Consider the following 15,135-nt stretch of genomic DNA (forward strand, 5'->3'; position numbering starts at 1 on the left):
CGACCGAGTCCTACGACTGAGCGGCGGAAATGCGGCGGACTTCATCGCGGCTCAGTTTATCGGCCCAATGGGTCGGTTCAGGAAGGCGATGTCCGGCCAGCAGGCTTTGCGTGACTTCCAAGGCTGTGGCAAAATCGATGCGATGCCCCGGGGAAACGTAAATCAACTTCGAGCTGTTGCGCGATTTGAGCGCCATCCCCAAAACTTCTTCGCCATCCACCACGGGACGCGCTTCGCGATGCGCCATATCATCCGTCTCAACGTGGCCACACAATAATTTCTTGCTGATCCCCACCGTCGCCACGTCAGCGGCGATACCTAACATACTGGCAATACCCATGCGGCGGTTGTGCATGACGCCGTTGCCATCGACAAAGACCAGATCCGGCATGCGATCCTCCCGCCGGACTTGATCCAACAGCTGCAACAACAACGGCAATTCCCGGAAGGACAAAAACGTAGGGATATACGGAAACGCGACCGCGGCTGTCAGTGTGGTCGACCATAGCAGTTTGCGTGTGGCCACATCGATCAACGCGTATCCAGCAACAGCCTTCTCGTCCGTGATGTAAGAAAGGTCCACCCCGCCCACGGTTTGCGGCCGCGCTGCGGGACGCGTCAGTTGCAGTCGCTTGGTGTATTCCTCTTGCAGCGCGCTCAATGTCCGTAGCGGCTGTGATGATTGAAAGTCATCGAAAAACCACCGTGATAATTCAATGCGATCTTTCTCGACCTCGATGCCTTCGGATTGCAATTGGAGACATTTGTCGGCCGCATCCCCTGTGTAATACAAGCCCAGTTCGCCAGCGGCGCGGACAATGCGGTGCACGGGCAATGCGGCTGCGACCAGCGGATCCAAAACAAAGCTACCGACCCAGCGGGTCGCGCTATCGCTACCCAGCGCTGCGGCCAATGCACCATAAGTGGTCACGCGGCCCGGTGGAATCTGGGCAATTAACGCCCGCAACGCGGCCGGCAGATCGGGAATCTCAACGTCAATTTCCATGCAGCAACAGTTCCGGCGGCGGGAAATGAACTCAGCCGCGCAACTTCAGCGCGATGGCACGATGATACAATTGCCCAGCAATGGCAATCAAGCAGCGCAGCAGTGAGCGTTGGCGAGTTCGGCTACGCAACCGGGACGGAGTCGACCAGCATGGGGCGGCCGAAGAAATAACCTTGCGCGAAATCAAATCCGATTTGCTGACAGACTTCAGCTTCTTCGGGGCGCTCAATCCCCTCCGCCAGAGCGGCGATCCCGAAATCACGAACCATCGTGACCAGCGATTCGACCATCTGTTGCTGTTGCGGATGGAGATGGATATCGCGAATGAGTTTGATATCGAACTTGAGGTAATCGGGGGGAACCGCAACCAAGTCGAGCAACCGCGTCTGTCCAGCGCCGAAGTCGTCGTAGGCCAAGCCAATATTTAGCTCGGTGATTGCCTCCCGAAAGGTCTGCATCTCCTCTAAGTCCGTGACAGCTCCTTCGTGAATCTCAATGGTTAATGGCCGCTCGGGGAATCGTTCGCGGAGCTCACGCAGATTGTCGAGCAGTCCCAGTGTCATCTTTTCACACGGGTGTGTGTTAATAAACAAGTTGGTCGCGGGAATGATCTGATCGCCGGTTCGTACTCCTTCCCAGCGTAGCATCGTGCTCAATTCCGCAGCCAAATGTAATCGTTCGGCCACCAGAAACATGTCACGTGGTGTTTCCAGTCCATCAATCCGGCTCCGCGACAAGATTTCATATCCGATGACGCTCTTGTCGGCGAATGCGATGATTGGTTGAAAGACCGGAACGACCGCGCGGGACGACATCAGGTTGTGAAACCGTGCCAGCATCCCACTCAGGTCGCAGGAGGAATCAGAAACGGTATTGTTGAAGCTCTGTGCAGCTTCGCGTTTCACTCGAAAATCGATTGTAGCGAATTGGATCAAGTCCCCTTCGCCAATCGGAGTCGTCCCAGCGACGCGATGGCCGTTGACGAATGTTCCATTGGTGCTATCCAAATCTCGGAGAAAGAGTTTATCTCCGACCGACACAATTTCGGCATGTGCTTTGGAAACCGCGGGCGAGGGCAAGCAGAGTCCCAGCTCGGCGGAGCGACCGATGCGAAACGGGACCGAGTTGATCGGAATATGTTGCACCCGATCGCGCTGATCGATGAGCCCTTCCAAGAACCATAGTTCTTGATCGGTCGCAGGTAGTATTTGAGTCGTCATGGCGAGCTACTCTACGTAACGTTCCGCGGTTTTGGGAAAAATCAATCGGGACCTTGCGACGCAGTGATTCCGCTAAATGATTGTTTCGATTTTCCAGCGCTACATTAAAGTGTGGCTCGCGAAATGCTCCTAAGCAAACGCTCTCCGTGAGTTTCCGTGGTTGTGAATCGCGATCGTAGCAAAAACAGCGGTTGTTCACGGAAATCAAGGTGAAACATGACTTCGTGCCTAGGGGTTTCCCGTGTGCTGCAAGCGTTATTTTCGCGATAAGTCGCCCAAACCATCGTGCGGAATCGCCGGTTGCGGTGCGGACGGATCCTCCACTCCGGGGCCAATCAGTACGAATGGTGCCCAGAAGAAGGGATGTGACCACCGGGCATTGTTGCGGACGCGGCGACGAGCTGTTTGTAATGCTTTTGCATAGTTCACCGGCTGATCTGTTTTGGACTGATCGGCCATCTCTTGAAAGAATTCTCCCACCAGTTCCGAGGTCGATTCATCTTCGACCGTCCAGTGGCTGGCAACCACGCGCCGCGCACCGGCTTTAAAAAAGGCACGTGCCAAGCTAAACCCGGCCTCCATCGTTCCATCGGGACCGACATTGGTTTCACAGGCACTGAGCACAGCTAACTCGCATTGATTCAGCTTTAAGGTATAGATTTCATTCAGCGCCAGGACACCATCAGACTGTTCCGCAGCGGACGCAGTCTGGGGAGGCGTTAACAAAATGCCTCCTAGCAGGTTGCCGTGCTGTTGGTCAACGAACGCATGCGCGGCAAAGTGCAAATAACGTTGCCCCGGCAACGCCGCCAACACATTGGCCTCAGTCGCTTTTTCGCCCCGCAGGGCTGTGACGCGTTTCTGATCGAACAGGCTAGCGACGCGGCGGCTTTCAGCGTCGGTATTCGGTAACCGGTCGACTTGGCCTCGCATGCCGAGATAGTCACCGTCAATCGGGTCGGCTGCAGCGAGTAGTTTCTGAGAACGATTTGAAAGCGGATAGGCTGGATCGCCAATTGTGAGCAATGTCGCAGCACCGCGCGTGTCGTTACGCGGCTGCGCTACAAGCGCGGCCAAGGCCCCTGCGGAAGGAGCATACGAAATCGGTGGAAATTCATCCAAGACATACCGCGGCTGTGGTTTGTCGCTGAGTACCAAGGCTTCCAAGGGAAGTTTATGCAGCGCTCCATCCGGAACCACGATCAACCGGTCGGGCTTGGATTGACGAATGTGATCCCTCACCGCTGCCGGCAATAGAATGTCCGCCATGGCTGTGGAACTCGGTCCGAAAGCATCTTCCTCTTTTTTAACACGTTTTCTTCGGACGCCACGTACGGACTCGACTCCTTCGATCATTAATGACTGCAGGTAGTTGTCGACCAACACGTCTGCGCGGGCGCGGGTTAACGGCAATGGTTTTTTTGTGACCTGAATCCCGGCGGGGGTGGGGATATCGACACGCTGTCGTTTCAGCCCGCGCGTCGACAACGCCATTCGCCGTTGCCGTGCTGTGACCACGTTTGCATTCACGTGATATCCGACCGGGATGTCCAACATAAAGACTTCCGGTTGTTTCATTTCATCGCCGATGACCACCAAATAGCCGCGACTGCGGCCCAAATAGTAGTACAACAACATTGTTCCTGGGCGGACCACGTCACGTTGCAGTTGGCTCCATTGGTTCAGGTTTTTGACCAGCAGATTGCGATATTGCGGACTGGCATCGAGAATCTGGTGCCAGATTTTCGCATATTCATCTTGGGCCTGTTGCAACTCAGCTAAGAGGAGTTGAGTCTCTTCACTGTTGGCGTCCGACTCGGCCATCTGTTGCGCCTGCGAGCGAACGTGATTGATGCGGCGTTTGAGGCTCTGTTCTTTTAGCAACAGTGGTTCATCTGCTGTGCCATACAGTCCCTGGCGGGGGTCGACACCGGCTGATTTGAGTTGGTCAAGAAACGTGCGACTGCGACCCCGTTCGGCATAGGCCAAGGCTTGTGCATAGTCGCCGTCGCGGAGGCTCAGGTGAAACACTGCGTCAAAGGCGGGGGCAAATTGCGAGAAGAAATCAGCGCGATGTTGTTCCGCTCCATACGTATCAACGCGCGTCTCTTCGGCAATGTCGATCGCTTCGTCCAGCAATTCTCGCGATTCCAATTCGTCACCGTCCAAGTGCCGAAGCTGCGCCAGCCTCCACAAACTGACGAATCGCATGACTGGATAGGTGTCGGAATCGTCGTTGAGTACATGCAATGCCGCGCGATACGACTGTTCGGCTTGTTTCAAATCGCCCTGCAATTGCGCCGTCGCACCCAAATAGTTATAACTCCGAGCGGTAAGGGCATGCTGCCCCGATTGTTGTTGTTGCTGCAGAACCTGTTGCCAAAGTGCATTGGCCTGTGCATAGTCTTTATCGACCAGTGCAACAATCGCCAGGCAGTGTTGAGCGGTGCTCATCACCGGGCCGTCGGCGACGTTCAACTGTTTGCAGAGTTGCAGCGTCTTGTTGGCAAATTCTCGAGTCTTTTCAAAATCCTCTTCAGCGGCATACATCGTTGCCAAAGCGCAATAAACCGCAGGTTCGCTGACAGAATTGGCAGACGACATGCCCGAGGACTTGGCGATAGCGAGTGCTTCTTCGCATTGCTCAATCGCGTCAGCGAATTGACCTTGGGACTTGTAGGTCTTTGCCAGGTTGAGCAACAAGTTTCCACGATGGCCGTCCGCTTTCGTGCCGCACTTGCGGCAGATTTCGATGCCGCGACGGTACAGACGAACCGCTGTGGAATAATTCGCAGCCAAGGCTGCGTTGGTTGCCAGCAGATTGTAGGTTTCAGCAAGATCACGATCTTCCGGCAGTCCGTATTGCTGGTAGAGTTGGAGGCACTCTTCGCACAGCGCGTCGGCCTCGGCCAGATTGCCTGTTGCTTGTTCAACGAGTGCTAAGTTATTCAATGTGCGCGGCAACTGGCTGAGGTCCAGCGGATTTTGCTCCCGTCGCGTTTTTAAAGCTTGTGTCAAAAACTGGCGGGCTTCGGGATAGGAACCAACGGCGGCGTGCAATGCGCCGCGCTCACTGGTGAGGTGATAGGCCGGTAGGCTGTCCTTGGACCAATTCCAAGGCTGATCCGAAACCAATTCGACTGCTTGTCGGTATTGTTGTGTGTAGCGCAGCAGGTCTTTGAGTTTCCAAAATGCATTCATCGATTCCAACGAATCGTGGCCTTTGCCGGCCGCCTGTTGAATGATGTTGTAATAAAGTTGTTCCGCTTGTTCGGCGGCTTGTCGCGCGGCGTCGGCTTGGCCATGACGATTCAATAGAATCGAGTATTGGCTATACAGGTCGGCACGAGACATCGCCGTCGCGGGACCGTCGTTGGTTTTGAGTGCCAAGGCGCTCTTCAGGGCACCAATTGCACGGCCGAGATCCCCCATCGCCTCGTATTGATTTGCGAGCTCAGCCAAGAGTATTTGTCGGCCGCGAACGTAATCATGAGTTGCGGATAATGTCAGCAACGATTGCAACTGGGCGACAGATTGTTCGGCCTGTCCCGTTTTGCGAAGTGCGCGAGCCAAGTTGTGGCCCAGGACGATTTGGTCTCTCAGCGGCAAGGCTTCGCGATGGTCGCGCAGAATCGTCCCTGCAAAATTTGCAGCCGTCTGCCAGCGCCGGTCTGCGAGGTCTTGCTCTTCAAGACGATCGGCGATCATCGCCAACGTCACCAGTCCCTCCATTTTCAGGACCGGGTCCAATGGGCGATCGACTGGGAGTGCTAGCGCTTGTTGCAAGAAATCTTCTGCCTGTCGGTAATGCGCCAATGTGAAGTAGCATTTCCCCAGTCGCATGTCGGTGGATCGCAGGCGACTCGGTTCTCCCGCTGTTTGCAAAGCTGTGCGCAAGCCAACCCCCAGTTGGACAGCTTTATCGTAATGCCCCAACCGATAATAGATCTCAAACAATTGCTCCGCACAGATTCGGCGCGTGGCACTGTCCTGTGGGTCTTGTTCGGATGTCTCGTCGTAGACTTGCCGAAACAATTGCTCGGCTTGCAGGAAACGACCCGCATTGTAGGCCACATGCGCCTGTTGCATGATGTCACGATGAGGCGGCGCCGACATGACCGACTGGCCATCAGTGAAGATCGCGACGAATAGTCCGCAGCAAAAGATTGCTGCGCGCGGGAGATGAATCAATTTGCCGCCATTCATGACTTGGGATTCTCGTTGAGGGGGGGAGAAAACCTGTGTTTACTCGCTGCTTTGCGCTGCTGCGTACTTTTCCGATGGGAAACATGTCCGGCGGCGATTGTTGTGGCGATGACCGCCAGCACGGATTGGTCGACATGTGTCGAGCTGAGTTCATCGCCGGAACCAAAATAGGACTCCGAGTCTTCCGCAGGCACTGGGGAGGTGATCCACGTTTCGTCGCCTGTATGCGGTGATTCGTCTCCTTCCGGCAGCTGCCAGGGGACCATGGCGGGAACAGATTGCACCAATTTGGCATCGCTTTCGGCCAAGATGCCGGGCTGAACATCCTCTGGATTCACCGTGTCGGAATTCTGGGCTGTGGAGCTTTGTTCGATAATCCGGTCAAAGACAAAAGCGCTTTCATCCCCTTCAAAATAGGCGGAGTTCAGCAACAGGTCATCGTCGACAGGCACCGCCCAACTTCCAGTCCGAAGCTGCATCGCGTTATTACTATCAGCCACCAACGCGCCGTTCCCACCAGCGGCATCTACGTCGCCCAGAGGTGCATCAGAATGCGCGTCCGTAAATTGTCCGACTAGTTGCGGATCAGTTACCCCACCGCCAGTGAGAGAGTACAGGCCGAGGTCGTTATCCGATCCGTGAAATACGAAATAATTCGATTCATCTGTGTCGGTCACAGAATTCAAATGCGGAGCTTGCGAAGACGTTTGGGCCGCGACCGCGTCTGAAATAGCGGCCGCTGCCTGCGAAGAATTGATGAGTTCATTCGTCGAGTCAAAAGGATTCTCGATACCTGTCTCAGCGTCATTCAATACCAGTGGTGGCGGTTGGACATCAATCGTGACCGCGGCCGCTGCCGAGGTGGAGTCCGACCCGACAACTCTGTAGCTGAAGCTGTCTTGACCGACATAGTCGGCATCGGGTGTGTAGAGAAACTCCCCATTGGCGTACAATCTGACCGTTCCATGTGCCGGTCCGGAGACAAGTTCCACCTGCCCAATGTCTCCATCTGCGGGGCTGTCATTGTTCAACACGCCGCCGTCGCTGACCAACAATGGTGTATTTGCAATGACCGCAAAGTCATCACCCTCGGCTGTCGGCATTCGGGCTACTGACAAGGTTACTGTCGATGTCTCCGAAAGCGCACTCCCATCGCTGGCCGCGTAGGTGAATTGATCAACGCCGTAAAAACCCGCATCGGGTATATACGAGAACGTCCCATCGGATGCCAAAATCACGCGACCATGCGCCGCTCCTCGGACCAATACCGCTTGCAGATCGGACGACTCTACGTCTGAGTCGTTGTCGAGCACGCTATTGTTGGTGTCCAATCGACTGTTCTGCCACAGCTGATATGAGTCATTGTCGGAAACCGGAATGTCATTTTGTGATATCACGGTGATCCTGAATGTCGTATCCACCCATTCCCCGCCGGTATCGATTGCACGAATGGTGATATCCGACGTCCCGAATTGATTCGAGGCTAAATTCACCGACAATTTTCCCGTCACCGGGTCAATGGAGATGTCGGAGAAGAGCAGGGGGTTGGTATTGTTGGTCACTGTATAATTCAGCGCCGTATCCGCATCCTCCACATCGGCAAACGCGTCAAACAAATCGATGTGGTTGAGGAGAGAGTCCTCAAGGACGGTAATATTCGCAATTCCGACTGTGGTCGGTGTGTCATTCTCAGGAGCGACAGTCACCGTGAATGTGGTCTCAATAAACTGACCTTCCGTGTCGGTCGCTCTTACGGTGATCAAGCCTGTTCCGAATGCGTTGGCCGCATAGGACAACGTGAGAGTGCCCGCGCCCCCATCAATGTTGATGCCGGAAAACAAACCGGCGTTTGTGTTGCCGGTGATCGAGTAGACCAAAGTTGAGTCGGAATCCTCAACATCGGCAAATGCGGTGAACAGATTGATCACCGTATCGGCTGCGTCTTCTGCAACAGAGACATCGCCGATCCCAGACGTTGTCGGATCATCATTTTCCGCGGCAACGTTCACCGTAAATGTCGTTTCCACATAGAGGCCGTCGCTATCGGTGGCTCGGACAGTAATGACCGAACTGCCGAAGGCATTTTCATCGAACTGGAGCGTCAATGTGCCGGCTACACCATTGATGAGGAGACCCGAAAAGAGCGCGGCGTTCGTATTGCCCGTAATGGTGTATGTTAGATCGGCATCCGCGTTTTCATTATCACTGAAGGCGGCGAAGAGGTCGACCACCTCGTCGGCGCCGTCTTCGGTGGTGTTGACGTCGCTGATTCCAGACGTTGTCGGTGGTGTATTATCAAATAGAACTTGAAGAAAGATGTCCGAACCGCCCGAGGAAACGACCGTCTCCGTTGAGGCGGTGGGATCTAGGTCCGTCGTGCCAAAGACCGAACCGGTACTCAACAGCCGACCGTTCATGTCAACGGCGATGCCATAAGCATAAGCGTCGCCCGCTCCTTCGGAGGTGGCTGCCCATTGAAAGTCACCTGCCGAATTTAGTTTTACGGCAAAAGCGGAATAGGAAGCCGTTGAAATCAGGTTGAAAATATCGAGCCCCAAGGGGTTGAAGTCGGCTGTGTTTTGATATTGTCCAACGACAAAGACGTTGTTATTAGCATCGACATCCACACCGTAGGCGATATCTTCGTCCTCTCCCCCCATGCTGGCGGTCCAAAGCAGCGCTCCGGAGGAATCCAGTTTGGTGACAAATATATCGTTGCCGCCTTCGCTGGTTAACGAGGCCACACCCACACCGGGATCAAAGTCAACCGTGCCTGTGTAGCTGCCGACAAACACAATATTGTCATCCGCATCGACAACCACGTCGCGCGCAACATTCTGACCCGCTGCTTGAGTGGTGGTGACCCACAAAAACGTACCATCCGAGTCAAACTTAGAGACAAACGTATCGAAGCTATCGGCACCGCTGATTCCGAAGGACGTACCGACTCCCGTATCGAAGTCGACAGTATCCATGTAGTAACCGGTCGTCACGATATTGCCTGACGAATCCAAGTCGATTCCTGAAATCCCGTCAATGCGGCCGGCACCGAATGTTTCGACCCAGACCATATCGCCGTCACTGTTCATTTTTGCGAGATACGCATCGAAAGAACCGTTCGTGGCGATTGGTATGATGACCCCAGCAAGCGGGTCGAAGTCCGCTGTCCCGGTGAATGAGCCGGCGGCATAAACGTTGCCGGCAGCGTCGACTTCGAGGTCTGTTCCGGAAATGAATCCGGCGCCGATGAAGGTATTGCTCCATTCGTATTCGCCGGCAGCATCTAGTTTGAGGACGAATGCATCGGAGGTACTGCCTCCAGCCTTGATGTCCGAATCAACGCCGGGATCGAAATCCACGCCGACTGTACCATCGAAGTTTCCAATGACATAAATCTTGCCGCTAGCATCGACCGAAATACTCTGCCCGGTGTCGTCTCCCGTCCCGCCAAAACTTTTGGCCCACAGAAAGTTTCCATCAGAGTCGTACTTTGCAATGAAGACGTCGCTGCCTCCGTTGCTCACCAAGTCTGTCACACCGGCCGTCGGATCAAAATCAACAGTCCCGCGAAACTCACCCGTGACATAGACGTTCCCTGCGCTATCGGTATCCAACTCATAACCAACATCGTCCTGGTTATCGCCAACTCCAAAGGCAAATCCTAGGTCGGCAGACAGGAGCGTCCGTCCTTCCATGCATTCAAAATCTAACCGCCGAAATAGCGCAAGTTCGCACCGATCCGTACCCAGTCCCATGATTTGCCGCAGGCGCGGAGTTCGCGCATCGGTTGGTAGCCCGATAATGCGTTCCAGCTTGCGGATAAGATGTTCGCCGATGTTTCCCAACATAGTGGTTCCCAAGAATGGCACCGAAGACCGTTTGAAATTCAGTTCTTCCTTGAAACAAATTGAGGAGTCATTGCTCAGAGTAACGAGCCGATTATGAAACGAATTGCGAACGGGTCATTCGCGACTCGACAAGGGAATCGACAAAAACAGGTCGGGTTTCACTTTGTCATCGTAGGAACCGACGACCACCGTCTTGCCGGTATGGCCCGGTTTGGTTTTGGGTTGCCAGGACATACCTCGCAATCGAATCCGCGGTCCGCTCAGGTCCCGCCGCTGCGGCCGGCCCTTTCCTGGGTTCACATTCATGGCCGTGTTAAAAACGCGGTCTTGCTGTTTCTTCAGCTGCGAGCGTTGGCTTTCGGTCAATTGTGCCGGTTCGGTGAAAGCTTCGGTGGACGTCAGCTCCGGCCGTTTTTCAGGTGTCGCGAAGACCATCAGGCGTTCAATCCCCAGTGGGGGCGTGACTTCAAAATAGCCATCTTGCGGAATCGTCAGCGGCTTGCCCGGCTCCAAACGTGGAACATATCCAGCTGAATCATGCCGGTCGGGCACCAAAAAACTCCGCAGCCCGTTGTTTGATTCATGAAACACGTACAGAAACAATTCCGTATCGGCTTCGACAACCAAGCGAAACTCCTGCCCTAATTGGAAGGTGTGTTTCGCTTCGTCGACGGCCGATTCGCTGCCATCCTCGTTGCGGAGTATGATCGAATATCGCAAAGATGTGATCCGCTTCAGGCCCGTTGTCGATAGACTTTCGCCGATGACCTTGCCATCGCTGTCGACTTGGCGGCGCGGCGCAGCTGTGTTGGGTGAACTGTCATCAGCGAATGCGCTGAGGGCGGATCCAGCACTAATTACAACAATCCACAGTGTGACAAAGTAGCGAATCATGTTGGTACTTCCCCTGTTCAATTCTCGGTGCTCCGGTTCACGACATGCAACGGGACTGTTTTTCTGGCCCACCACGTTGCCGGCGGGATTGGGGGTTTGGTGAACGGGTAGGATTCTCCCGTCTTCAATTTTTGAATCACGTTTTGAAAAATTGACGGCTTGGCAAACGCCGCTTCCAAGTTGTGCTGATCACTTTTTGTGTACCTGGCGCCGAACTGGCCTTGGACAAAACCGTCCCGCTTTTCGAAATACAGCGGAGCAGCAGAACTCGGACGTTGCGGCGCTCCTTGCAATGGATCACTTTCGGTGAGATACAACACCACCAAATCGTCACCTGCTGACGCGGCACTCGGTTCAAAGGCAGTCAGCCAACGTCCCGATTCAAGCGGTTCGGTCCAATGAAATTGAAACAAGTTGCCGTCGCTGCCAAAGACAAGCATCGTGAGATAGCCGCTATGGGGCGCACGGACGCGGATCGTGGCAAATTCATCCGGTTGAGGATTATCGTCGTCATCGACAAACACTGTTTCGGATGGTTTGCCGGCGACCAGCATTTGAACGTCCAAGTTGCTGTCGTGCCGCAATTGCGGGGCCGATTGAAGTTCCGTCAGCCATTGAGCCGTGTGCAGAAAGCTGTCGTTGTTGTAAGCTGCGAGCACTTTTGCTTCGTCATCCGCAGCATATGCGGGAATCATGGGTGTTGCGAGATTCTCAAATGGGCGTCCCGACAACTCATCGCCCTGCGGAGCACGTGCGGCTGGCTGAGTTGCAGAGGAATGTTGCCAGCCCGCCGCAGCCACCACCGCCAATGCTCCCATAATCCCCGCGATTAAAGCAAAAACTCGGACCTTGTGTTTCTGATCGCCCGTGTCGGCCAACGGCGATGCGGTAATGCGATTGGCAAAGGGCAACAACGCCGCAATCACTTCGGCACACGATTGATAGCGGTCCTGTGGGTAGTGCGCCAGCATGCGGCGAATGACTGCCGACAGTTCCTGGGGAACATCCTCGCGAAAGTCGGTCGCATTGGGCCGCGGTGCACTCACCACGGCGCACAGCAGCTCTTCGCGCGTCTCACTCACAAACGGCATCCGCCCGGTCAGCATGTAGAACAAAGTACAACCTAAGCTGTAAATGTCCGCTGCCGCCGTCACGCTCTGCGCATCGGCCCATTGTTCGGGGGCCATCACTTCGGGGGTGCCTAAGGAGACCGCCCCTTGGGTCAGTTGTGACGAACTGCTGCGCTTCGTCGATTCCGGATCCCGCAGTTGCGCAATTCCCAAATCGAGAACCTTCAACCCGCCATCCGGCGTGACCATGATGTTGGCCGGTTTGATATCGCGATGGATCACGCCGCGCTCATGCGCGTGTGCCAAGACTTCGGCGACGGTGATCACCGAATCAATCGCCATCCCGATCGACATCTCACCGCCGTCACTGTAAAGTTCCTCGACATACTGTTTGAGGTTTCGTCCACGAACGTATTCGATCGCAATAAATTGAACGTCCCGGTCGTGCCCCGCGTGGAAAATGGTCGTGAGATGTGCGTGTTGCAGTTGCGCCAGCAGTTGTGCTTCCCGTTGAAAGCGTTCCATGTTCAAGCTGGCATCCGACTGTCCCGTTCCGGTGGCGGTCTGAATCGTCTTGATCGCTTCCAGACGCGGCAAACGTGTGTTACGGGCTTTGAACACATCTCCCATCCCGCCGCTGCCCAGTTTTTCCAGCAGGATATAGTGGTCCAACCACAAATCCTCGGGCTTGCCCGCCATCGTTTTTTGTGCCTGAAACGACGTCAGTACCGGAAACCGTTCCTCGGACCCGGAATTCCAACTTGCATCCATCAATTGCAATTGCGCGAGAATGGGGACCAAGTCCTCCGCTGAACCAGCTGCCTCGGCAGCTGCATCCCATTCCTCCAGCGTCACTAACTGCAGATCAATGAGTTTTTGTTTCGCCAAAGCGGCTTCGAGAATCGGGCGCGTATCGATAGCAACGGCCACCGTCGAATCGGCGGCGATGAGTTGCGATTCATCACTTTGTGGAGAAATTGCGTTGTCGATAACGGCAGCCACTGCTGAAACCTCTGGGTTGACGAATAAGTCTGACCGTGGTTTGCAAAAAAGTCGGCAATCCGTTCGCCCTAATCGATCTCGAACGAGAACGGTCCACGTTGCGCAAGCATGAACCGCAGTGAAACCCTAGGTTGCGTTTGGTGACCTGTCAAAAATGCCCGCCCGACCCTCGCACATATGGCTGGCCTTCGTTTCCGCAGCATTGGTGGAACGGTCCCTATCGTCACAACCCGCATCGCGCGAACTGCCGGCGTCTGCTCGTGTCGTTCACTTAGCCACCGGTGCAACTTTGCCAATGCGGTTTGTAACTCTTGCCGAATTGGCGGTTCGAGATGGACTGAGATAGGAGCCGCGCGATCCGCAGCGCGGGAATTTGCACAATTGCAACCGAATATGAATTCGATGGTTGCGGCGGACGGGTTGCCCCAGCAACGGATTTTGGCCGTATTTGGCATTTGTCTTGCGTATGCCAATGGCGTGACAGGACGTGACGCTTCGTCTGTTCACGAGCTAAAACAATCAATCGCAATCATGACCAGGGGGGAACCTGAGAATGTCCGCGTGCTTTAATAAAAATCCGCAAAAAACAGCCTGCGATACAGAAACATCGCAGGCAATCTGCCGAACATCCACCGTAAAAGCGACCGTGGATGCCATTGTTGACGACATGGCGCGGCGCCGCGTCGACCTATCACAGGTCACGCTCGACGAGATGAAAGGGTATCTCACCACGGCGCTGCGGCGGTGCGACAAATCCGCAACCGCCATGCGCCGTCCGAAATGTGTGACATGATTAGCGTCCGGCTATTTACTTTTAGCCGGGGCACGCTGGGTCACCGGGACGAATTTTTGCGCCCGTTCACCGTAGATGTCGCCCACATACAAATTGCCCTGCGAATCCTGCGCAATACAGTGCACACCGACCGCTTCGCCCGGCTTTAGCCGTGAGACGTCCGGTTTGTCTTTGTTCTCGCCGATGTCGCCCAGCGGGATCGACCAGACTTGTTGGACGCGGCCATCGGTGTTGAAACGCATGAACAATTGGTCCTTGTATTCCGGCGCTTTGCCGTCCCGTACCCACCAATGGGGTGACGATCCACAGACCCAGATTTCATCTTTCTTGTTAATCGAAATCCCCCAAGGCATGATCAAATTCGACCATTGATCAACCAGTTCACCCTCCTGCGTGAAGATCTGAATCCGCGCGCTATTGCGATCGGCGACGTACAGCAAGCCTTTGGAGTCGAGTTGAATCGCGTGCGGCAAGACAAACTTGCCCGGTTCCGTACCGTAGCTACCCCAGGCCTTCACAAATTGGCCATCCTTATCGAAATGCACGATGCGACGATTCCCGTAACCATCGGTAACGAAAATATCTCCTTTGGGCGTAATCACCATATCGGTCGGCATATTGAAATGCAGCTCATCATCCCCTTTTTCACCGCGGACGCCGAGCGTCTGTAGCAGTTCTCCTTCGGGAGTAAATTTCTGCACGACATGCAAACCAAAGTCGGCCACCCAGATGTTCCCGTCGGGACCGATCCGCAATTGGTGCGGGTTAAGGAATCGATCCTTTCCCCAGGAACGGACGAATTCGCCACTGGCCGAATAGACCTGAACCGGATCGGGACCTTTGCGAAAGAACCACACCTGATCCTTGTCATCGACTGCTAACCCGGAGACCCAACCAGCACCGCTAATCGTCTCCGGCCGTTGTGGCCATGCGGGGTCGACATCGTATTCGGTGATCGTCGGGGTCACCGCATGCGTCGGATTCTGCGCAGCTGCTTGGCCAACAAACAGAGACGATGCTGCCAATGCCAACATCAACGGAACAGCGGAATAGAAATGATTCATAGAGACGATTCCTGGTGTTGAAAGGCTGTCGG

At 54.8% G+C, this 15,135-nt stretch carries 8 protein-coding genes; 1 reads left to right on the plus strand and 7 read right to left on the minus strand.

Translation table 11 applies throughout. From position 1 onward, the window contains the following. Positions 1-10 precede the first annotated feature (10 nt). The 6 genes from Mal52_RS00665 to Mal52_RS00690 form a co-directional block, all read right to left on the minus strand. Positions 11-1,006 (minus strand): endonuclease V, encoded by a 996-nt coding sequence (locus Mal52_RS00665; protein WP_145373695.1) that lies wholly within the window; start codon positions 1,004-1,006, stop codon positions 11-13. A 122-nt stretch (positions 1,007-1,128) separates the two neighbouring features. Beyond that, a complete protein-coding gene (locus Mal52_RS00670; RefSeq protein WP_145373696.1) occupies positions 1,129-2,226 on the minus strand; it encodes an EAL domain-containing protein in 1,098 nt (365 codons plus the stop codon). A gap of 255 nt (positions 2,227-2,481) precedes the next feature. Beyond that, positions 2,482-6,432: a CHAT domain-containing protein gene (locus Mal52_RS00675; RefSeq protein ID WP_145373697.1), complete on the minus strand. Its 3,951-nt coding sequence runs from the start codon at positions 6,430-6,432 to the stop codon at positions 2,482-2,484. Continuing rightward, entirely contained in the window at positions 6,429-10,280 is a 3,852-nt protein-coding gene (locus tag Mal52_RS00680) for a tandem-95 repeat protein (RefSeq protein WP_145373698.1), read from the minus strand. Before Mal52_RS00680 ends, Mal52_RS00675 begins: the two co-directional genes overlap by 4 nt. Positions 10,281-10,394: 114 nt before the next feature. After that, the gene (locus Mal52_RS00685) at positions 10,395-11,174 is read right to left on the minus strand and encodes a DUF4384 domain-containing protein (protein ID WP_145373699.1); all 780 of its coding nucleotides are present in this window, start codon (positions 11,172-11,174) and stop codon (positions 10,395-10,397) included. A 17-nt stretch (positions 11,175-11,191) separates the two neighbouring features. Further along, positions 11,192-13,246 carry a serine/threonine-protein kinase gene (locus tag Mal52_RS00690; RefSeq protein WP_145373700.1) on the minus strand — a complete coding sequence of 685 codons (2,055 nt, stop codon included), beginning with the start codon at positions 13,244-13,246 and terminating at the stop codon, positions 11,192-11,194. A 553-nt stretch (positions 13,247-13,799) separates the two neighbouring features. Between Mal52_RS00690 and Mal52_RS00695 the strand changes: the two genes are divergently transcribed. Next, positions 13,800-14,039 carry a hypothetical protein gene (locus tag Mal52_RS00695; protein WP_145373701.1) on the plus strand — a complete coding sequence of 80 codons (240 nt, stop codon included), beginning with the start codon at positions 13,800-13,802 and terminating at the stop codon, positions 14,037-14,039. Positions 14,040-14,050: 11 nt separating this feature from the next. Here the strand turns inward: Mal52_RS00695 and Mal52_RS00700 are convergent, their stop codons facing one another. Then, positions 14,051-15,103, minus strand: a complete 1,053-nt coding sequence (locus tag Mal52_RS00700; RefSeq protein ID WP_145373702.1) for a peptidyl-alpha-hydroxyglycine alpha-amidating lyase family protein — start codon at positions 15,101-15,103, stop codon at positions 14,051-14,053. Positions 15,104-15,135: the final 32 nt, after the last annotated feature.

It is taken from the genome of Symmachiella dynata (genome assembly GCF_007747995.1).
In the GTDB taxonomy this organism is placed as follows: Bacteria; Planctomycetota; Planctomycetia; order Planctomycetales; family Planctomycetaceae; genus Symmachiella; species Symmachiella dynata.